This window comes from Shewanella sp. 10N.286.48.B5 (assembly GCF_002874355.2).
Lineage (GTDB): Bacteria > Pseudomonadota > Gammaproteobacteria > Enterobacterales > Shewanellaceae > Shewanella.
In genome coordinates this window covers 53,028-75,079 of record NZ_MCVG02000004.1, presented here as the reverse complement: position 1 = coordinate 75,079, position 22,052 = coordinate 53,028, and the positions used below count along the sequence as shown (strand labels likewise).

At 38.9% G+C, this 22,052-nt stretch carries 18 protein-coding genes and 1 pseudogene; 11 read left to right on the top strand and 8 right to left on the bottom strand.

All coding sequences use genetic code 11. The features are described from left to right. The first annotated feature begins 10 nt into the window (after positions 1 to 10). Together BCU57_RS19270 and BCU57_RS19265 are read left to right on the top strand one after the other, a co-directional pair. Complete coding sequence (locus tag BCU57_RS19270) at positions 11 to 544, top strand: HEPN domain-containing protein (RefSeq protein ID WP_102436232.1); 534 nt, start codon at positions 11 to 13, stop codon at positions 542 to 544. 153 nt (positions 545 to 697) lie between these two features. Then, positions 698 to 931 (top strand): helix-turn-helix domain-containing protein, encoded by a 234-nt coding sequence (locus BCU57_RS19265; RefSeq protein ID WP_102436234.1) that lies wholly within the window; start codon positions 698 to 700, stop codon positions 929 to 931. A gap of 9 nt (positions 932 to 940) precedes the next feature. On the opposite strand, the gene BCU57_RS19260 is transcribed toward BCU57_RS19265, so the two are convergent. After that, positions 941 to 1,147, bottom strand: coding sequence for a hypothetical protein (locus BCU57_RS19260; RefSeq protein WP_102436236.1), 207 nt, complete (start codon positions 1,145 to 1,147; stop codon positions 941 to 943). Positions 1,148 to 1,240: 93 nt separating this feature from the next. Here BCU57_RS19260 and BCU57_RS19255 point away from each other — a divergent pair. From BCU57_RS19255 to BCU57_RS19225, 7 genes and pseudogenes are all read left to right on the top strand, one after another. Beyond that, a pseudogene (locus tag BCU57_RS19255) lies at positions 1,241 to 1,369 on the top strand (helix-turn-helix transcriptional regulator); the annotation flags it as partial. Between the two features lie 91 nt (positions 1,370 to 1,460). Then, positions 1,461 to 2,957, top strand: a complete 1,497-nt coding sequence (locus BCU57_RS19250; RefSeq protein WP_102436238.1) for an ATP-binding protein — start codon at positions 1,461 to 1,463, stop codon at positions 2,955 to 2,957. Positions 2,958 to 2,962: 5 nt separating this feature from the next. Beyond that, the gene (locus BCU57_RS19245) at positions 2,963 to 6,091 is read left to right on the top strand and encodes a Z1 domain-containing protein (protein ID WP_102436240.1); all 3,129 of its coding nucleotides are present in this window, start codon (positions 2,963 to 2,965) and stop codon (positions 6,089 to 6,091) included. Then, complete coding sequence (locus BCU57_RS19240) at positions 6,091 to 7,050, top strand: PD-(D/E)XK motif protein (RefSeq protein WP_102436242.1); 960 nt, start codon at positions 6,091 to 6,093, stop codon at positions 7,048 to 7,050. The genes BCU57_RS19245 and BCU57_RS19240 overlap by 1 nt, the downstream gene beginning before the upstream one ends. Then, positions 7,051 to 8,904: an AIPR family protein gene (locus tag BCU57_RS19235; RefSeq protein WP_102436244.1), complete on the top strand. Its 1,854-nt coding sequence runs from the start codon at positions 7,051 to 7,053 to the stop codon at positions 8,902 to 8,904. It abuts the gene before it with no gap. 350 nt (positions 8,905 to 9,254) lie between these two features. After that, on the top strand, positions 9,255 to 10,799 hold the full coding sequence (locus BCU57_RS19230; RefSeq protein WP_102436246.1) for a DNA cytosine methyltransferase: 1,545 nt from the start codon (positions 9,255 to 9,257) through the stop codon (positions 10,797 to 10,799). A gap of 136 nt (positions 10,800 to 10,935) precedes the next feature. Next, positions 10,936 to 12,147 (top strand): IS256 family transposase, encoded by a 1,212-nt coding sequence (locus tag BCU57_RS19225; RefSeq protein ID WP_102440683.1) that lies wholly within the window; start codon positions 10,936 to 10,938, stop codon positions 12,145 to 12,147. 7 nt (positions 12,148 to 12,154) lie between these two features. Here the strand turns inward: BCU57_RS19225 and BCU57_RS19220 are convergent, their stop codons facing one another. From BCU57_RS19220 to BCU57_RS19195, 6 genes are all read right to left on the bottom strand, one after another. Then, positions 12,155 to 13,234: a hypothetical protein gene (locus BCU57_RS19220; RefSeq protein WP_413211469.1), complete on the bottom strand. Its 1,080-nt coding sequence runs from the start codon at positions 13,232 to 13,234 to the stop codon at positions 12,155 to 12,157. A gap of 10 nt (positions 13,235 to 13,244) precedes the next feature. After that, on the bottom strand, positions 13,245 to 15,458 hold the full coding sequence (locus BCU57_RS19215; protein ID WP_102440186.1) for a sensor histidine kinase: 2,214 nt from the start codon (positions 15,456 to 15,458) through the stop codon (positions 13,245 to 13,247). Between the two features lie 8 nt (positions 15,459 to 15,466). Beyond that, positions 15,467 to 16,042 (bottom strand): GIY-YIG nuclease family protein, encoded by a 576-nt coding sequence (locus BCU57_RS19210; RefSeq protein WP_102440187.1) that lies wholly within the window; start codon positions 16,040 to 16,042, stop codon positions 15,467 to 15,469. A gap of 125 nt (positions 16,043 to 16,167) precedes the next feature. Further along, positions 16,168 to 16,512, bottom strand: coding sequence for a hypothetical protein (locus BCU57_RS19205; protein WP_241903581.1), 345 nt, complete (start codon positions 16,510 to 16,512; stop codon positions 16,168 to 16,170). Positions 16,513 to 16,546: 34 nt separating this feature from the next. Further along, positions 16,547 to 17,770, bottom strand: coding sequence for a tyrosine-type recombinase/integrase (locus tag BCU57_RS19200; RefSeq protein ID WP_102440188.1), 1,224 nt, complete (start codon positions 17,768 to 17,770; stop codon positions 16,547 to 16,549). 199 nt (positions 17,771 to 17,969) lie between these two features. Next, on the bottom strand, positions 17,970 to 18,833 hold the full coding sequence (locus BCU57_RS19195; protein ID WP_102440189.1) for a YicC/YloC family endoribonuclease: 864 nt from the start codon (positions 18,831 to 18,833) through the stop codon (positions 17,970 to 17,972). Between the two features lie 303 nt (positions 18,834 to 19,136). On the opposite strand from BCU57_RS19195, the gene lgt reads away from it, so the two are divergent. Further along, positions 19,137 to 19,919, top strand: coding sequence for a prolipoprotein diacylglyceryl transferase (gene lgt / locus BCU57_RS19190; protein WP_102440190.1), 783 nt, complete (start codon positions 19,137 to 19,139; stop codon positions 19,917 to 19,919). Between the two features lie 165 nt (positions 19,920 to 20,084). Here lgt and BCU57_RS19185 read toward each other — a convergent pair whose 3' ends face one another. After that, a complete protein-coding gene (locus BCU57_RS19185) occupies positions 20,085 to 21,149 on the bottom strand; it encodes a 2-dehydropantoate 2-reductase (protein ID WP_102440191.1) in 1,065 nt (354 codons plus the stop codon). Positions 21,150 to 21,305: 156 nt separating this feature from the next. On the opposite strand from BCU57_RS19185, the gene rph reads away from it, so the two are divergent. Beyond that, positions 21,306 to 22,019: a ribonuclease PH gene (gene rph / locus BCU57_RS19180; protein WP_102440192.1), complete on the top strand. Its 714-nt coding sequence runs from the start codon at positions 21,306 to 21,308 to the stop codon at positions 22,017 to 22,019. Positions 22,020 to 22,052 lie beyond the last annotated feature (33 nt).

Sequence of the window (22,052 nt, the reverse complement as noted above, 5' to 3'; positions counted from 1 at the left end):
GGGAATACTTGTGTCGAAAGCGAAAGACAATTTTGAAAATGCAATTCAAGACGCTGAACGAATTTTACAGGCCTATGATCATTTAAATCAGTTGGAGGGCAGAGAAAGAGAGCCTGAAGAACTTAAACGAGCAGCATTGATCATGACGTTAACTGCATGGGAAACCTATGTAGAAGATGTAATTGATGAGCGGCTATCTGCTGATTTACGAACCCTTGAAGGTAGTAATGCAGGCAAATTCATCAAATCTACCCTGGAAAGAGAACTTAGGTATTTTCATACACCCAATGCTAAAAAAACCAAGGGCATGTTCGAGCGCTTTTTACACATAGATATAACCGAATCATGGACCTGGATTGACGGTGACTCAGAACAAGTCAAATCAAAGATAGATCAATGGATCAGAAAACGTGGTGAGGCAGTGCATCGCTCCGTGAATGATAAGCAAGCAACACACCTAGTGAGTCGTCCAGATATGAAAAAGTGTCTGACTTTTTTTAAGAAATTAGTTGAAACCACAGACCTTGCGATAGATCAAGCTTAGTCTAAATAAGTTATACCTTAAAAGACGAAAGCTTGGAGATAAAAAATACTACTATGGTAAGTAGTATTTTTTATTATGTGACTCATAGTCTGTTGAGTTTTTAGTTTGAGAAGTTGATTCTAGGGGGTAATTGAATACACTGATGGAACGAAAATGATTTTAAGGCAGGTAACCGCATCAACATTGAAAAGCTTACGTCTTGACGCCGGTTTGAGCCAAGAGCAATTGGCAAGGAAGTCAGGGATAGATAGAACTTATATCTCCGGAGTAGAACGTGGTGTTCGAAATATTACTTTGGACTCATTAGAAACGATCGTTTTGGCTTTGGGTGTAAGTCAATCAGAATTTGTTGAAACACTCCATAACCACCTACATAAAAATGGTTAAGGCTGTCGATTAGCTGGTTAACTTTTCGATGGAGTTGTAAGAGGCTTCAAGAGCCTGCTGAACGTCAAAATCTAACCCACAATCATGTTCTTCGTCATTTCGGCTTATTGACCAACAAAAACCTTCGCGGTACTCATCAGGGTTTGTCTCAATGTAAATATCAAATCCAAGATAAGTTTCTTCATGTGGGAGGTTCAGTTTTTTTAATTTACTCATTTCTGTGTGTTTAATGTGATGGTATTTACCTGATTATCGTAGGTGTTGCATCAAAGGTCTATAGACTATAAGTCACAATAATGCAGACGAACCTTTCCAAAAGCCGTAAGCCTTGGTTCAAGAGCAGTAGCCTGGGTAGAAAGTGAAGTGCAGGAGTGGATATTGGAAAGGATTGAAGAGAGAGATTTATGCAATGATCAAAAAATCAATGAAAACCGATAAACAAAGTATGAATTTTTAGCTTTTTAATGGTACAAATAGGTAGTAACCCTATAGTTTATAGTGCAATTTTGGAGCTGTGTTGTCTAACTGTATGAATGTAATTGATGCGACACCGAAGGCTGACTTTCTAATAAAGTCTATTGCTGAACAAGGATATACTCTTGAGGCTGCTATTGCTGACTTAATCGATAACTCTGTTACTGCTAACTCTAATGTAATCCAAGTCTTGATAGATTCTGACATCGAGCCATTTCAGCTGTTTCTTGCTGATAATGGCGATGGCATGTCTATTGATGAGCTTATCCATAACATGCAATTTCCAAGTTCGAGTCCAGAGGGTGAGAGAGCTCAGCTTGATTTAGGGCGATTTGGCCTTGGGATGAAGGCCGCTTCATTCTCTCAGACTCGGAAATTTACTGTATTGTCGAGAAAGCAAGGAGAAGAGGATTACCATGGCCTAACTTGGGATGTAGAACACTTAGTAAAAACCAAGAAGTGGGAGATAGTAGTTAATAACCAGGCTGAAATTGATCAACTTGTAAGTGAATTTAATAAGTTAAACAATGAATTTAACGGCCAAGTTTCAGAGTTTTCTCCAAATACGATAGTTATATGGTCAGGGCTTTATAAGTTTGAAAAATATCTTAAAGAGCACAATAGAAAAAAGGCATTACATAGAGAAATCGTTCAAAATACCACTGAGCATTTGGGGATTGTTTTCCATAGGTTTTTAGAAAACCCTGAAGACCCATTAACTATTAGAGTTAATAACTCCCATATTAGGTCGTTCAACCCATTCCCTGAAAGTAAACAAAGCCTTAGAAAACTTGAGTTTAGGCAGAAAGACTTTGGTAACGACAATATAAAATTAGAAGGGTTTATTTTACCCTCATCCAGTATTAAAGACTCACAACAACCAGATAATGCTTGGACAACACCCAATAAAAGCTTGTTAGATATGGAAGGTGTATATATCTATCGCGCAAATCGGTTGATAATTTATGGTGGTTGGAATGGCTTAATCAGAAAGGCTCCCAGAATCCAACTGGCTAGGTTAAGAGTTGATATCGGAAATAAAGCAGATCATTTACTCCATCTGAATGTAGCTAAATCTCAAGTCATGATCCCCCATGACCTAATTAAAGCTTTTAAAGGATATGTTGAAGAACTAACAGCTGAAGCTGAAAAGGAATTTTACAATAGGGGAATAAAGAAATTTGATCATAACCCAAGTGATAAAGAAGCCAAATTTTTGCGAAAAATTCATTCTAACAAAGGCCCGTTGCTAGAGATGAATTATGAATTCCCGTTACTGAATGATTTGGTAGATTCATGTGACTCAAAACAAAAAGCTAAGTTAAATTTATTAGTTAGAATGATCAATACTACTATCAATAAAATTAGAGATACGCATGAAGACGTACCTTTTTATAAATGCGAAGAAACTACAAACACGAATTTTGTTGAAGCTATTTTGAACCTAAGGGAACATGGATATAGCAATGACTTTATTAAGAAAAACCTCATCAGTGAACTAGGTATAGACTTAAAAACGTTACCTACTGACATTCTTGAAATGCTGGAGTAACAGATATGGATAGCTATCGTTTTAAATACCAAGATGCAATCAAAGATAAAATTAAAGAGCACTTAAAAACAGCAAGTTTTGAATCTTTAGAAGAAGTACGTTCAGAATTAGCTGACAAAATATTTTCTAGTTTAGCCATTGTTGCTGAGCATTTAAATTGGCCGAATATCGATAGAGAAACCTTTGAGAGTTACTTTGAAGTTGTTAGAAAAGAGGTTCAATCAAATCATGTAACAACAATCAAAGCCCCCAACCTGTTATCAAAAAATAAATCAACTTGGCTAAATAATTCTAGAGAAAATGGAATTACATGGAATTATACTGAAAGGTACTTAGAGTATTTGCGTGGGCAAGGACGTGCAGAAACAGTAGTAGAAGAAATTAAAAACTCGAGCTATAAAATTTTAAGTAAATTGGCAGATCCTAAGAGTCAATCTTCTACTTTTATTAAAGGGCTTGTTGATGGTGATGTGCAGTCAGGTAAAACAGGTAATTTTAATGCTGTAATCAATAGAGCGCTAGACTCTGGTTATAAGCTGATTATTGTTTTATCAGGAATTATGGATGATCTCAGGTCACAAACGCAAGCTCGGATAGACAAAGACGTAATTGGAGATGGTAAAGGTGTTGGTCTTAGGCAAGCTTTTGGCCATCAAGGTGATGAAAGTGTTTTCCAAGTTGTTTCAATTACATCTGAAGACGCTGACTTTAATAGACCTTTAGCAGATGCTAATTTCTCTTTAAATCAAACCAATATCATGGTTTGTAAAAAAAACGTCAGCATATTGAAAAACATCTTACTTTGGTTAAAAGACAATTTGCCTAAAGGTGCAACTAAGCACAGCCTACCTTTGTTAATTATTGATGATGAAGCTGACAATGCTTCGCTCAACAATGAAGGCCACAAAGGTCAAAATTATGCATCTAAAATTAATGGTCATATTAGAGCAATATTAGGTATATTTCATAAAAAATCTTATTTGGGGTACACAGCAACTCCATTCGCTAATGTCATTCAAGATCGAAATGCAGCATCAGAAGAAATGTGGAGTATTCCCGAAAAATCTAATGAAGGAATAACAGAATCTTTATTTGAGCAAGTCGATAATCTATTTCCTGATGACTTTATATTTCTGTTAGATACGCCTACCAATTATATAGGAGCTCATCGGATTTTTGAAACGCTACAACCAAGCAAAAAACTACCGGTTGTATTTGATATTGATGACTATATAGCCGATTTCCCAAGTCGAGTAATGGAAGATGGTGATGACATAATTGGTGTTGAACGGTTTGATAATAAACAAGACTGGGAAAATAAAGTAGGCAAGTTTGGTTACTATTTAAACTTTACATCATTTAGTGAATACAAAAAAGGCACTCGAGCTTCAAAATCTGTCGATAATTTCCCAATTGATTTACCTAACAGTATCAAAGATTCTGTAATGTGCTTTATTCTTGGCATTGCTGTTAGAGAAACTAGGCGAAAAGACCTTATTCTTTCTAAAGTATATCAACCCCATAATACTATGCTTGTGCATATTTCAAGATTCACTTCATGGCAAAATAAATCTAGCAAGTTGATTAATGACTTTTATAACGATATCGAGACTAGGTTAAAAATGGATAAGCCAAACGGGGCTAATTCGATCTATCGAAAATTTGAAAAAGTTTGGTCTGACTATTGCGCTGAAATTGTTGGATCTATCCATAGCCACCTACCTGAAAATTATGTCGATGACTACATGCAACCAGTCTCGTTTGATTCTATAAGTCCTTTATTGGCGGATGCTGTGTCAAATATTGAGGTTTTGGCATTAAACAGCAATACAGGAAAAGAGCTTAAATACCAAGATGAGAAACCTCGCAAAGTTATAGCTATTGGGGGAAATAGATTATCTAGAGGCTTTACTCTTGAAGGCTTAACGGTTAGCTATTTTGTACGTTCGACAAACTATTCAGACTCTCTCCTGCAAATGGGCCGATGGTTTGGTTATCGACCTGGCTATTTAGACTGCTGCAAATTGTTTACATCTAGGGATTTAATTTCGAAATATGATTCAACATCTTTATGTATTGATGAGCTAAAAGAAGAATTCAAAAAGATGGATCAAAAGGGAACACCAAGAGATTTTGAATTAAGGGTTAGAAAGCACCCTGGAGTTTTACAAATTACTCGTCCAACTATTTTGAAAAATACAACAAGCATTAAATGGTCGTATCAAGACTCTCTAGTAATGACAACAGAGATTGATATTACTAAAGAAAAAATTAGTAAAGTATGGGCTGATTTTAAAGGCATTGTTTCTCCTTTGTTTTCTGTCGCCAAGATAAATGAATCATTGCTTACTACTACAGTATCTTCTAAAGAGCTCATCAAAATTATTGAATCAAATAACAATTTTGATGAGACTAGAAATAATCTGATAAAACAATACGTAAATAAGTGTGTTGAAAAAAACTTACTAACATCTTGGACCATAGCAATTAAATTGACAGGTTCAGCTTCTAAAAATAGTGGTTTAGGAATACTCACCTCTGATGAAACAGACTTACCTGAAGATGTTCAATTAGCGATACGAACAGGGCCAGCTCAAGAGAAAGGCAATCATTTTTATGATGAGTTCATAAAAGATCAGAGGTTTAAACCTACTGGTTCATCTGCGAATATAATGAGCGGAGGAACAGATATGAAGGTTGCTCTTGAAGAGGACCAAATACGTTTAGCTGAAAAAGAATTTATTATTCAAAAAGTGTCAGAAATTTTAAAAGATGACCCAAATATAAGCGAAGAAGAGGCTCTAATAAAAGCTCAACGAAAAACCAAACCGGAAAGAATATATCGAGAAAAGCTAACTCAAAACCAAGGTGTGCTTATATTTTATTTATTTGATCCCTACTACGTTTTCAATCAAGTTCCTGGCAAAGTAGACACTAATATTCAAAGGCTATTGAAAGAAAGAGGCCAATTACTTAATGAGCCATTGGTTGGCATGGCAATGGGTTTCCCTCCAATATCAAGAAAGTTAGACCCTTGTGGAGAGTATGTTAAAGGTGATTACGATCTAGAAATTCCAGATGAAGATCAAGACGAAGCTTCGGATGAATTATTACCAACAGACGCGGAGATATAATGGAGTTAAGTGATAAATGGAAACTATTAGAATCTAAAGAGATTGATTCTGGTTTAAGTACAATCAGATTTGAGTCTGGTGGATCGTTAGAAGTTTTTTTGGCTGTTGACGACAAATCGAGTCATGCGATATTAATTTATCTTCCTTCCTCATTTACTCCTAAATTTGATGCTCTAAATAATGATAACTTAGAGTTGCTTTTTGTCAAACAAGGGCATTATCTCCAAATTAAATTATTAGACTCAGACTTTACATCATTGTTCGATGACCTAATTATTTCTTTAATTGATTCAATAAAAAACACAGCTAACGCAGAAGAAGCATCTAAAAAATTCATAACTAGTTATTTAAAGTGGAGTACATTTTTTACAAAAACTTTAGAGAAAAAACTGAGCAAAGAGAGAGTAATAGGGCTCTGGGGGGAATTGAGTTATTTACTAAAACTAATTCGAGTCGCATGTTCAAGTGTTCCGATCGATAACATTTTAAAATCGTGGGTAGGACCACTTGGTGCATCACATGATTTTGAGTTTTCCTGCTCCTCAATTGAAGTAAAGACCAAGCCATTAAATTCTAGGATGATAAAAATTTCTAGTGAATACCAACTCGAGAATATTGATGAAAAACCTCTCAATTTAGAAGTCATCTCTGTTATAGAATCGGAACATGGCTTATCGCTCAAAGATTTATTTCTGAAAGTTAAGGAGCATATAAATAAGAAAAGTGGAGATGTCACTATACTTTTATCTGCTTTAGAAAAGGAAAATCTTAGTGAGGAAGGTCTGTCAAAGTATTCAAGTTTTTTGTTTGCTAGAAAGATGACAGAAACCTTCGATTGTGATGTTGATTACTTCCCCAAAATTAAAGCCTCTGGGTTACATAAGGCTATTTCGACAGTTAAATACAATCTAGATGTTAGAGAATTACAAGAGTTTAGAGTTTCACAGGAGAACTATTAGGTGGAATTAGGCGCAGTATTAAATGCTAGAGAAGACTTATTAAACTCTAGCAAAGATGATGACGGTTTTGTACAACAAAATTTGTTGATTGATGAAGTTATGCCATTGCTATTAGAGACTAAGGTGGTTGACTCAGAAGATATTAATCATACTTATTATCTTTCGAATGATGATAAAATTAAAATCAACGGGTATACGGTTAATAGCACTGGTGAGCGCTTACAAATATTTATAGTTGATGATAGTTACTTATCAGAAAGCAATGATAACTTCTATGTGTCTCAACGAAATAACTATGAAGAACAGTTTAAGAAAGCTATCCGATTAGTTTCGTCTGCAATTAGAAATAAACTTGAAAATGTTCAAGAGTCTGAGCCTATTAAACCACTAGTTGCTAAATTAGGAAGCGAAGACGGATTGACTCAATTTGATGTTATTGAAATATTTTTGATAACCTTATCAGCTACCGTTTATTTTAGAGGAGAAGAGCCTCAGTTACGTACTATTCATTATAAAGATGAAAATAAAAGTTTCTCACATAGAGTTGTAGGTAAAAAAGCTCAAACAAAAGAACTTCTTTTCATCAGAAGAGTTGTTGATCTAAATTACTTGGCGAATATATATGCCTCACAAGGTCGGGCTGAGCCACTTAAAGTCGTTTTTAAAGATGTAATTGGCAAGAATATTGAGGTTATTAAAGCAGCTGATGAAGAGGATTTTGAATCTTACTTATGTGTTTTAGATGCACCTATTTTGGCCGATCTTTATAAAAGATATTCAAGTCAGCTATTGGAAAAGAATGTTCGTTCATTTTTACAGTTCAAAGGTGTTAACAAGGGGATCAAGAAAACTATTAAGGATGACCCAGAAAAGTTCATTGCCTTTAATAATGGTTTAACTATCACTGCTACAGATGCAAAAACATCTTACTATAAAAAATCACTGTATCTAGAAAGCCTAGAAGACTTTCAAATTGTAAATGGTGGCCAGACTACGGCTTCTATTTATTTTTCTAGTAAAGAAGGGTTGGATATTAGTAATGTGAAAGTAGTGGCTAAGATTAACATCGCCAAGACTAGTAAATCTAAGGATTTAGATGATCTGATTTCTAACATAAGTGAGTTTTCAAATAGTCAATCTAGAGTATCGAAAGTAGACCTTCGATCCCGTAGTCCTAAATTAGTACAGTTAAAATCACTCAGCGAAAGTGTCCTGCCCCCATCAGGAAAGAAGTGGTTTTTTGAGCGAGCAAAAGGTGACTTCAATACTCAAGTTAGAAAAAGTACAAATGGGCAGAAATTAAAGAATGAATTTCCTCCTAAAAAACGCTTCACTAAAGAGTTACTTGCCAAATATTATTGTGCATGGGGAGATGCACCGCATCTCGTTAAAAAAGGTGGAGAGAAAGTTTTTCGAATGTTTATTGAAGATATTGAGCCAGAACAGGGTGACGGCATAGATATCAATCGTGAATTCTATGAACAACTTATAGCCAAAATAATATTATTTAGGACTATGGAAGAAGTGTATGGCCAAGGAAAAAATGCTATTGGGCAGCTTCGTTCTGCGGCCGTACCATATGCTATATCTGCTATTTACAAGTGGTCTCATACTAATAATGATGGCACATTGCTTTTGCAAAAAATATGGAAACAGGAATGCTTAAGTGATGGACTCATAGAGTATCTAAAAGAGCTGCTATTCCTTATAAATGAACTTATTAAAAAGTACTCTTTAAGTGACGACTATGGAGAGTATTCTAAAAAGGAAGAGTTATGGGTCGCAATCAAAAGATCTTCAGAGTTAAAGAGCTTCATGGCTTCAGCTAGTACAAAAGTCGCGCTCAATATTTAAGCTATTTAAATTAATAGGTAAATGGATTTATTAAGCTGGCCGAATTGAAAATTCGGCCCTTTAGTAAAAGAGTTATTGTGTCCAAGTCATACCCTGCAAAGAAATTGTCTTAAAGTTCTGTGCAGGAGTATTTATGAAAGTACCGCCTACAAAGCAATGTGGAAAGCGATTGTTCAATTAACAGATTACAGGTATGAGCTTTTTCATCGTGAATAGAGCAAGTAAGAGCAAGTAAGAGCAAGTAAAAGCTATTGAAGACTAATCTAATCAACAGAAAGTAGAGAAATCTATTGCTCGACAATCTCAGCCTGGTATGATTGCCAGGAAATTTTATTGATAATAGTAGTTAAATGGAAACTGGTGAAGTTCTTGTAATCGACCTTTTTGCTGGGCCTGGTGGCTTAGGAGAAGGGATTTCATCTTGTATGCATGAGAATGGTAATAAACCATTTCAGATAGGAATATCTGTTGAAAAAGAACCATCAGCACATAAAACTCTGACTACTCGTGCCTTTTATAGAAAGATTAAAGAACTACCTAACGGCACAGAAGATTACTATCAATATGTCCGTGGCTGTATTAATCGAACAGAGCTATTTGAACTCTATTCAACACAAGCTCAAGAGGCCTCAGAAGAAACCCTTAATGAACCGAGAGCATTAGGTGAAGATAATAGCCTTATTCATAGCAGAATTCGTGAGTTGATTGCGGATCATAAAGGGCCAAAAGTCGTTATTGGTGGGCCACCTTGCCAAGCTTACTCAATGGCTGGTCGTTCACGAAATGCAGGGATTAAAGATTACAAAGCAGAGAAAGATCATAGGAATCTGTTATATATACAGTACTTGAAAGTTCTTTCGATTGCGCAGCCAGATGTTTTTATTATGGAAAATGTACGAGGTATTCTTTCTGCTAAATTAAACGGAAAAGTAATGTTTCCTCAGATTCTTAAAGACTTGAGAAAACCTGGTCGAGTAGCGAACGTGAAAGGTGTTCCTGGTTATAGAATATACTCGCTCGTAGTCGAAGCCGATAAACCTAACAACCCACAGTACAAGAACTCTGCTGATTTTCTTATTCGTTCAGAACTTTATGGTATACCTCAAGCGCGCCACCGTGTGATTTTGATTGGTGTTCGTGAGGACATTAAAAAAGTACCAGGAACAATTAAAAAAACGGAAGGGTTTATTGATGTGGAGAGTATGCTTAGCGACCTGCCACCATTAAGAAGTGGTTTCTCAAAACAACCAGATAATACTGAAGATTGGGCTAAATCAGTTTCTAAGAACGCAAAATTGCTTAAAAAGATTTTTACTAAAACAAAAAAATATACAAAAGAAGAAATTTGTAGTTTGGATTTAGAACCGCTTAAGTGCTTAACCCGCAAGAATTCCCAGCATGACAATATTGAAAAAACACTAATACCACAGCCTTTGAAGAGTTGGTTGTTAGATGAAAATTTAGGCTATGTTTTAAATCATGAAACGCGTGGGCATATGGAAGCTGATTTATTACGCTATGCATATAGTGCCTCATATTCACAACTGAATAATGGCACTTCACCAAAATCACGTGATTTTCCTAATGAACTAGCCCCAAATCATCAGAATTGGAAATCAGGAGATCATGCGGATCGATTTCGTGTGCAATCTGCGAATAAATATTCGACCACAATAACCTGTCATATTTCAAAAGATGGCCACTATTTTATTCACTATGATCCAAAGCAGTGCCGAAGCTTAACAGTCAGAGAAGCCGCTCGTTTACAGACGTTTCCAGATAATTATAAATTTGAAGGGACTAGAACGGAGCAGTATGTACAAGTAGGAAATGCTGTGCCACCTTATTTAGCACAGCAGATTGGGGAAGTGGTGATGGAGCTATTAGACCACTAATACTTTACTCAGGGTGAGAATAGTCAGGAGTACCAATTCGGCTAAAGTAAGTACCTAAACGCTGAGACTGTAACTAATTTTGTGTAACTGCTTATCAACACGTACTCTATAGAGAGTCAAGGATAGGCAGATACTCATGAACAAAAAAGATATTGAAGCTTTTGCTAAAGAAGCTGCTAAAAGCATTAAAACACCAGAAGACTTAAACCAATTCAGTCAGATGCTCAAAAAGATAACGGTCGAAGCCGCTCTTAATGCCGAAATGGATGACCACCTGGGCTATGAGAAACACCATAAATCGACTTCTGCTAATAGCCGTAACGGTAAAACCAGCAAGCGCATTCAAACTGAAGATGGTCAATTTGAGCTTGATACGCCGCGAGACCGTGAAGGCAGTTTCGAACCTCAGTTAGTTAAAAAACACCAGTCCAGATTTACCTCTATGGACGATAAAATATTGTGGCTCTACGCTCAAGGCATGAGTACTCGTGATATCGTTCAAGCCTTTGATGAATGGTACGGCGCAGAGATATCACCCACGTTAGTTTCTCGCGTTACCAACGCCGTTCTAGAGCAAGTTATTGAATGGCAAAGTCGACCTTTAGATGCCATTTACCCAATCGTTTACCTTGATTGTATCGTCGTAAAAATCCGTCAGGATAAGCGCGTTATTAACAAATCTATTTTCTTAGCGTTAGGCATTAACCTTGAAGGTCACAAAGAGCTAATGGGGCTTTGGATAGCTGAAAATGAAGGGGCTAAATTTTGGTTAGGTGTCCTCACTGAACTACAGCAACGAGGCGTTGAGGATATTCTCATCGCTTGTGTTGATGGCTTAAAAGGCTTCCCTGATGCTATCAATACCGTTTATCCAGATACTCATGTACAGCTCTGTATCGTACATATGGTCAGAAATTCATTAAAGTACGTATCGTGGAAAGACTACAAGGCAGTCACTGCGGACCTTAAAAGCATCTACCAATCAACAACGGAGGAGGAAGCTTTACTTGAATTAGACCGTTTCAGCGATACCTGGGATGAGCAATACCCCCAAATCAGCAAGTCATGGCATAATCATTGGCACAACTTAAATACGTTTTTCAATTATCCTCAGGATATTCGTAAGGCCATTTACACAACCAATGCTATAGAGTCGTTAAATAGCGTGATTAGACGAGCGTTGAAAAAACGTAAGGTATTTCCTAATGATGACTCGGCCAAGAAAATGATTTACCTTGCGATAAAAGAAGCCAGTAAAAAATGGACCATGCCCATCCGAAACTGGCGTACTGCGATGAGCCGATTTATTATTGAGTTCGAAGACAGAATTGTGAAGCATATTAACTAAATTGCAGTTACACAGAATCTGTTACACCCTCTAAACGCTCTACTAGAGACGGAACAAATTCATTAGAGAGGCTAGCTACTCTGTTGCTTAAGAGTTCTTCCGTACTCTCTTGATTCCGTTCAATAGAACGTAACAGGTTGAACTGCGCATAGAATGGACCGAAAGTCTTGTCTTCACCACTAACTTTCATTCTAAATTGTTGAATAAAGTGACCACCGGTTTCGCCATTATGGTTTGTGAACTTCCCAATTTCACTCTGTGCTGAAGTTATTTTCTTTGCGACTCCTTCTGCTTTTCGTTCTTCAAGTTTTACTTTGAGTTTGGACCAATCTTCACTTCTATCCAACAATGAAATTAATTGATAGGTTGGGGTATCCGATTTGCTGCGTACCATATCGCATCGAGGTGTAACTATTATTTCTAGTCTATCACCTGTTTGAATAATATCCCCAGTATCTAGTTTGTCCTGAAGAGCAGGAATGAAAAAATACTCCTCAGGATGAGCTCCCAATTCATCATTTAAAAATGATGCATGCAGATGTGTTGCCATATGACGGGTCAAAGCTTGACTCGCGAAATCTTGTTCTTGTTCCCCATTTAGCCAGTAGCTCCAACGCGGCCAAATTGAGCGTGTAAACGCTTTAGCCATAGATTTGTTAAAAGAATCCTGCATTGTTTGGATCGCTGATATCATATCAGCCTTGCTATCTAGCCATTCGAGGATACGTTCTATTTCACCTTGACCTTTTTGGAAAACCCTCACAAAGTCTTTTTGGTGATCATCAACAACTTCTGTGCCTGGTTCCCCTGTATATACAGCACACACTGTTAATGATTTAGAGGCTAACTCAGCGAGAACATCGTTACCATGAAAAGTTTGATCCCCCCTCTCATCCAAACGAATGTCTACGACAGCGGCATCAAAAGTAGTGTGTTCGATAGCTTTCTGAGCATCCTGTAAATTTGTCACGAATGTAGGTGTGAGAGTGTATACAGGTTTTTCTTCAACAGCATAAAAAGCAATTTTTTCTTCCCAGCTAGATACGATTCCTGGGACATCTTCAACAATTAGTAGGTTTAGTTTCATTGGGGATCACTTACTGAGAAATTGGATACTGAACAACAAAGCGTGTATTTATGGAGTTAAAGTCTAAGGCGAGGTCGCCATTACTGTTTTTACAAGCCTCTTTAGCGATAGATAGACCAAGCCCATGACCATCTGATTTGAGTGAAAACCCTGCTTCAAATATTGCTTCACGATCTTGTTCATCAATAAGAGGACCATTGTTCTCAATAGAAATGTAGGCAATCGAGTTTTCAACCTTTGTAATTATTATATTTATTGTTTTATCATCATTTTCGGTAGAGTTCAGCCAATGAATCGCGTTATGCAGAATATTCATTAGTGCTGACTGGAGATCTCCTGAGTAGCCATATAGCTTAAGGTTTTCATCAATCCCAACTTCGATGCGAATAGAAGAATCAATCAATAACTCATCTAAAAGGTTCAGCGTATTATTGATGTTATCGAGAGCAGAGAACTCCACGGGACGCCCTCTTCGCCGTCCTGAAATCGGGTCTAAAGACTTAAACAAAGAAGCGAGCCCTTTTGAGCCATCTAAGACAGCTTGCCCGTATGTTGGGTAATACTTACGGATTAGCTCACCTTTAGGATTATCTTCAAGCACATAAGGAGCATTTTTAATAATAGATTTAGCGGATGAACTAATTGGTTCTAGGAAAGTGCGACCATCATGTACGACTTGCGCTACAACCATGCCTAATGCAGCGCGAGACTCCAATAGTTTTTGGTATGCCTCGATTTCATCCAAAGCTTTAGTAAGGGCTTGGGATTCTTTTTCAATCTTGAGAAGCAAAGGCTTTTGTTCTTCGTCAGGTAAATCGCCAACTGCTTTAGTTATCGACTCCAGTGAAGACAGTTTTCTCGCTTTATCAATCTTTTTTGTTGGCTTGCGGCTTATTCCAGCCTTCGCTCTAAAATCAAACCGTTTTTGCTCTACTTTGACTAGTAACCCAGTGATAAGGCCAGTTAACCGCTCAAATGCACTATTAGTTTCTAAGCCTTCTCGGCTACTTCGTTCAATTAGGTGCGATATTTCTTCTGATCCCACACTAATTGTGCCCGATATTTGCCCATGACCGATCTTTTTAGATGGATCTTGGACACGTCTACCTTCTAATTTCAACCAATCGTTATCTGGTTCACCATAAGGTCTGATTCTAAATCCAGTCCTATAAATGCCAATACCTGTGTTTTCAGCGATTAAGGCCCGAGCATTACGTAGCCCAAAATCAGAAAAATCTAATCCCATACGAGAAAAGAGTTTTTCGATTGAATCTTTTTCTAAGTCATATAATCGAAGATCAACCTCGACAGGTCCACATGACAGTTCACCAACTTCTAATACAGGTGCAGCGAGCTTAAAAGGCAGAGGGGAGTTATCGCCACGAACGATGTTAAACGTACCTTCAAAGTTACCTTTCTCATCGAAAGAGCCGTTAAGGTGATAATCAGAATCTTTACTTATTTTATATGGGGTGATGAGTACTCGACTAGTCGATGAAAAATCAGAGCTATCATTCTCTAAGACTTCAGCAATTCTATTAGTTTCAAATAGCATCTGAGGACCATTAAAGTTATATGGCGTATCGTTAGTTACACTAAAGCTGTTTAAGTCTAGATAGATCTCGAAAGGAGTGTCATTTTCTGATTGAGGGGTCGCTAAACGGCGTAGCTCTCGTACTAACTGACGTATCTTTTTCTCACTCCAAATGGTCGTTAGATTGGTAATTTCAATCAAAACGCCAGTAGCTACTGGTTCATTAGAGTCCGATGACTTGATATCAATTTCAATATCATCAAGGTACTTATTTGATTCAAAGATTTGCCAATCTAATTCTAAAGTGCTGGTTTGGTATAGTCCGCTAACCTCTGCTACTGAGGTTAGTTTAATCATTTCCCCTAAACTAGCTGATGCGAATCGACCTACACCTTTGGCTCCCAGGACTGTTCTTGAGCCTGATTTCGACGTTTTATTCTTACTTTTTGCATCAGTTGCAGGCTCAAGCCAATCATTTAGGATATTGTCATAAGACATTCCATGGCCTTTATCTTTAATAGTAATTTTGCCAGTACTGCTTGATGTTGGTGGAAAGATTACTATTTCGACAGATGGGGAGTCAGCATCATATGAGTTTTTAACCAACTCAATGATTGCAGCCTCAGGACCACTAATTAATTTGTCGCCTATTGTGCGAATAAGCCTTGCTCTTGGTTTTAATTTAGCCACGTTTAACCTCAGAGTTTTCTATATTTTCTACGGTTACCGATCTTCTCGGTCTCAATAATACCTTCTTTGAGAAGAATGCCTAGAATACTGTAGGTAAGGTAGTCTTGTTGGTTTCCGTTGTGATCTGATTGTAAGCCTAAATAATGAGCACAATCTGAGTTGTAGATACCTTCAGGGTTCTCTTCTGACAACGAGATGATAGAGTCTTTAAGTAGTTTTAGCCCTAGCTGTGCTTTTTCAATAGCGCCATGTGGAACGGTAACTTTTTCATTGATTTTGCGATGAATAGAGCGCGGTATAACTGTGTTGTATAATGAACCTCCTGTTTCGAGTGTACCGAAACTGGAAATTAGCTCTAATTCGATTTGTAGGGCTTGTTCTTCTGATAAGTTTTCAACCACTTTGGAAGTAATAGGTGTATTTCCTGAGTCCAAAATTTCTTGAATGAAGTTTCCTTTGCGAGTCTCATCGACCTTTTTAAGGTGATCGGTAGCTCGGCTTCCAGTGCCTTTACCAATGTAAAATACTTTAGCTGGCCTTTCTCGCGGGTCTTTGAGTGAATAGACGTAGTAAGTTGCCGTCATCCTGACGTCCTTGTTCAATTGATTCAATAGTTGGAATTATGAATTTTAGTGGTGCTAGGCATTAATAATGCCATATTAATGAGGAAGTTGTTAGTAGTTATACAGGTACAGATTAGCAGGATATTTTAGCTAACAGTACGACCATGAGTATTAGCTAAACTAATTAAAAACTGGTTAAGATTTACGAGTAATTCACTTTCAAAAATGATGTCTCCGCTTGAGCTATAAACCTCGGGATGTATTTCATCCCCTTCGTTTATTGCTTCTTGGATTAGGTAACGGCTGTTTGAGTCTTCACGTTCAGTTGGGTCCGCATGATCAACCCATAAGACGTAGTACTGTGGCCCGATGCTAAAGTAAAAGCTTGGGCTTACATCGTTGTGCCAACTTTTATCTTTAAGGTAAGGGTAATCGTTTAAGTTAAAGCCTAAGTCAAAATCTAAACCGAATTCATTTTTATATGGCATCATTTTTTCTCCAATAACCCAGTAATAGTTCTCATTATTATTTGTGTGAGGTGTTAATAATAGCTTGTAAGGATACTGATAACGTATCAAGAGCTATTTCCCGCTCCTCAAAATAATCATGCTGATTATAGATCCCTTCTACACCTTTAAGCTTATGATTTAGGCAACGCTCTGCTACATGCCCAAGAGTGCCTTGCTTAGCTAACAGAGTGCGGCAGGTGCGGCGTAAGTCGTGGACAGTGAAGTGGGCCATATCGCCCATTAAGTTAGGTGGTTGCTTCTTTTTGCCAGCTTCATGACCAAAGAGTTTAGTGATGGCTCTGTTAAGGGTGTCTTTGCCCATATGTGCATTTTTACTTGAGCGCCTGTTAGGGAATACGTACTCGGAACCACAAGCTCTCATTTTTAACTCTTCAATCCAGCCCATGACGATCTCTGGTAATGGGATAACAATGCCAACACCGGATTTACTGCGCTCTTTTGATAAGTTCCAAACTTGCTTTTCTAAATCAAATTCCTTCCATGGTGCTTCTGCCAATTCCGACTTCCTAATACCTAATGTCACCAGCAATGCACAAGCAAGATAGTTTTCACGGCTAAAGCTGTCGCTATTTTCGCGCGCAGTTTTAAAAAATTGAGTGAGCTCTTCGATGGTTAAGGCTCTGTCTTTACTTTTTTCTACTCCACCAGCATCCGTAACAGAAAATGCACTCGCTGGATTTGCGCTAAGCAGATCCAGTTTTATGCCGTGATTGAAAAGTTGCTTGCTGTACATCAGAGCGTCGTTGGCTATTGCTGGGCGGTTAGTGGCTGCGATGGCTTGTAATACTGCTCTTATGTCTCTGGCTGTAACGCTATCGACGTTGAAGCGGCCTATATGGGGAGCAATGTCTTTACGGTAGATACGTTCGGGGATTTCGTGATGTTTGAGTCTTTTGATATTGCCTAGATGCCAATCAGCAAAGAGAGCATCGACGGTTTTTATTTCGGCTTGTTCGGCGCGTTTCTTGGCGACTAGAGGATCTAGACCATCACGAAACTGCTTCATTTTAATTGCGGCTTCGGCACGTGCATCTGCCAATGAAAGATCACTGTATTTAGCCAGTGTCATTTCTTTGCGTTTCTTGTTGGCCGTGTAGCGGAGCATCCAAAATGGTTTGCCGGATTTAGGCACGACAAAATATAAACCTTCACCATCAGCGAATCGGCCTGGCTCTCCTTTGGTTTTTGCTGCAACTTCCTTTGCGGTTAACTTTCCCATAAAGCCCTTAGTCTCCAGTCAAATACAAGGGTGGGTTATTTACCCACCACCATGTATTGACTATATACTAAGTTACTCACCATATCACCCACCATTTAGCGTTGGTAAGTGGTGGGTATTAATGGACCTCTTTGGACTGAGATTTAATTAAATCCTTTAAAATCAGTAGTAAAAGGTTTTGTTTGGACTCTATTGGATATCATTCAACATTTTGGATCTGTTCTCTCATCTGCTCAATAAGCACTTTAAGTTCTACCGCTGCGGCGGTGACTTCTGCGCTGATTGACTTAGACGCTAGGGTGTTAGATTCACGGTTGAATTCTTGCATCATGAAATCTAAGCGGCGGCCTTGTGCGCCACCTTTTTTGAGGATTAAGCGCGTTTCTGCAACGTGTGCATCAAGGCGATCCATTTCTTCTGCGACATCCATCTTTTGTGCAAGTAGCACCATTTCTTGCTCCATACGAGCAGGATCAAGTTCGCCAGTGATTTCTGCTAAACGGTTGGTTAGCTTGTCACGTTGCCATTGCATCACGGCTGGCATGTGCTCGCGCACGATGGCCACTTGTTCAACAATTTGGTCTAGGCGGGTTTGCAACATAGTATTGATTGCTTCACCTTCACGGCCGCGAGCTTCGATAAATTGCGCTACAGCGCCATCAAAAGCCACCAGTAAGTCTTTATTGATGTCGCCCATGTCTTGCTCTGCGCCAGACATCACACCAGGCCAGCGTAGAATGTCGGCTAAGTTAAGCTCGCCATGGCTAGATTCTTTCTTTAACCACTCTGCTGCGTTAAGTAGTTGCTTGGCCAAGTCTTGGTTTAGGCGCATTTCACTGCTGCCAGACTCTGATAGTTCATAACGTAAGTTGACCTCAACCTTGCCGCGGTTTAAGCGTTTACGTAGGCGATCGCGCAATACTGGCTCTAGGCTACGCATTTGCTCTGGTAAGCGTAAGTAGGTTTCTAAGTAGCGTTGATTGACTGAGCGGATTTCCCACGAGGCTGTGCCCCATTCGGCTTTGTGCTCAATGCGAGCGTAGGCGGTCATACTTTGGATCATTGTGAACCCTGATTAATTAGCAACGTAATAGTGTGTCGATTATAGTCTGCTGATTGTGAAGGTCAAAGCTTAGCAAGTTTTATCAACTGGCTTTTGAGCTATTTATACTGGTTAGTGTGCAACTTAAGCGGCTTTTATCAGTCACAGCATTGCGATTAAGGTACGAGTGTCGTCTACCTATCATGGAAATAGTCTGCTGTGGTGACCATAGTCATCGAATTAAGCCGATGAATTGTTTATAGTAGCGGCAATTATTTGCTCACGCCTGCTGCGTGAGTGGTTGTTAATGTTTGGAGTAGTCAATTGGACCATTTTGTGTGGAATCTCGACCCAGTATTAATTTCATTTATGGGTTTACAAGTACATTGGTATGGGGCTTTGTTTGCGGTAGCCATTGCCAGTGGTTTTCAAGTTATGAAGCACATGTACAAAAAAGAAGGTTTAGATGTCGCATCGCTAGATAATCTACTGACTTATTGTGTGGTGGGGATTATTGTTGGCGCCCGTTTAGCGCACTGTTTTTTTTACGATCCAAGTTATTATTTTGCCAATCCAATGAAGATTTTGGCCATTTGGGAAGGCGGTTTAGCCAGCCATGGCGGCGGTTTAGGTGCCATTTTAGCGCTTTACTATTACAAGCGTAAAACCGATATGCCGTTTTTGTTTTTACTTGACCGCTTAGCCATTGCGACAGCGATATTTGGCTTTTTTGTACGGATGGCAAACTTTGCCAATTCAGAGATTATAGGGCTACCGACCACTAAACCGTGGGGCATTATTTTCGAACGTATTGATATGCTGCCGCGCCATCCGGCGCAGTTATATGAGGCCATTAGCTATTTAGTTATCTTTATTGCTTTGTTTGCTGTGTATAAATTTACCAACTTAAAACAAAAGCACGGGGTTATTTTTGGACTGTTCTTGTGTAGCGTATTCAGCGCACGTTGGGCCATCGAAATGGTCAAGGTTAAGCAAGCCGCTTATGCCACAGATTGGACCATGAGTGCAGGGCAATTATTGAGTATTCCATTTTTAGTGGTAGGTGTGGCGCTGTTGGTGCTGCCTATGATTAAAAAGACTAAGTAGATTTAGCGAGACTATTTACGACTATTAATTGTTTTAAGGCGTTAAAAAGCCGAGTTGGTTGCTGCATGCAGTGATGAGCTCGGCTTTTTTGTATCTAGCTGAAAGCAATGCTAGCGGTATATCAGGGCTAACTTTCTGTAAGTGCTGGCGCTATATAGGTGCGAGTTAAGCTCGGATCATGCGGTAAATCTCATCGATACTGATTGTCTTGCCTTGCTCTAATTTTTTAATTCCTGCGACTATGGCGCTGTTTACTGGGGTTGCCACTTGGTGGTTGAGCCCAAGCTTTACGACTGCGCCATTTAGGTAATCAATTTCTGTGGGGCGCTGTGCGTGTATATCTTGCCACATCGATGAACGTGCGTGCGGGTCGATTGACAACATGGGTTTTGCTATCAAGGTAAATAAGCTATCAGGTAGCGATAAAATCAGCGGTAGCAAGCGGGGTTTAACTTTGGTGAATTGGGCCAGTGGTAAGTGTGCTTGTTTGCAGACCTTAAGCCACTCTTGCATTGCCATGGCCAGCAGTTTTCGGGTTTTGCGCTGGCTTAATTGCTGCTTTATCGGTACATCACATATGGCGTTTAAGGCGTTATTGAGGTTGAGCAGTAATTTACCATTAATAATGGCCGTCATATCGGTTGCTAATGTGCAGCTGATATTTGCCTGTGCATTGTTCATCGCGGTGTCAATGGCGTGAGTTTGCAGGCATGTTTCGAAGCTAAATACCCCTTCAGTGCCTTTATGAAAGCTGGCGTTGTCTTGCTGCAATACATTAAACGGGGTGATGCCCTGAAAGATTTGCCTTACTTGATTGCGGTTTTTAAAGGCTTGCTGAAGGATTTCAAGGCTACCTAGGCCATTTTGCATTAATACGATGGCGCTTTGCTGGGTTGATATTGCTAATAAGTCATCGATGATGCTGGTGAGTTGGTGGCATTTTAGGGTGACAAAGATGACATCGAATTGCGTTATTTGCTCATTATCGCCGCTATTATTATCACTTTTATTACGGCTCTTATTAACAGACTGGTTGATATCGGTCATCAGTGCATCTGGCATGACGCGTTGATCTAAGCCTTGATAGTCGGTAAGCCGAATACCGTTATTTTCAATAATGCTGTGTTTAATCCGTGGCCGGCAAATAACACTGACATCAAGCTTAGCGAGCTTGAGTTCGCCTGCTAAAAAACAGCCTGTTGAGCCGGCACCAAAGATGGCAATTTTCATGTGTCTCACATCATTTAAACAATATTTAATCCCTCAGTGTGCCGTTTTGTTAATAAAAATCCAATAAGGGTTTTGTTAAGCGTGGCATCCACTGAAACAAGTCACTATAATATGCTGCGAAATTAAGTCATCAATTCCACACTATAGGAAATGCATATGCGTCCAAGCGACAGAACACCTGCACAATCTCGTCCAGTTACGATTACTCGTCAATTTACAGCTCACGCTGAAGGTTCGGTGTTGGTTGAATTTGGTGACACAAAAGTTTTATGTACTGCCAGTTTTGAAGAAGGCGTACCACGTTTTCTTAAAGGCCAAGGCCAAGGCTGGGTAACTGCTGAATACGGTATGCTTCCGCGTTCGACTCATAGCCGTATGCAACGTGAAGCTGCTCGTGGCAAGCAGTCTGGTCGTACTCAAGAAATCCAACGCTTAATCGGCCGTTCATTACGTGCAGCTGTTGATATGAAAGCATTGGGTGAAAACACTATCGTTATCGATTGTGACGTGATTCAAGCTGACGGCGGAACACGTACTGCAGCGATTACTGGTGCTTGTGTTGCATTAGTTGACGCGCTGAACTGGGCTCGTGGTAAAGGTATTTTAAAAACTAACCCGCTTAAGTTCCTTATTGCTGCTGTTAGTGTTGGTATTTATAAAGGTGAGCCAATCTGCGATTTAGAATATATCGAAGATAGCGCTGCTGAAACTGACATGAACGTTGTTATGACAGAAACTGGTAAGATGATTGAGATCCAAGGTACTGCTGAAGGCGAGCCATTCAGTCATGAAGAGCTATTAAGCTTACTTGAGTTAGCCAAGCACGGCATCCGCGAAATCGTGGACATTCAGAAAGCGGCATTAAGCTAAAAATTGATTTGAATTAAGGGCCCATTAGGGCCC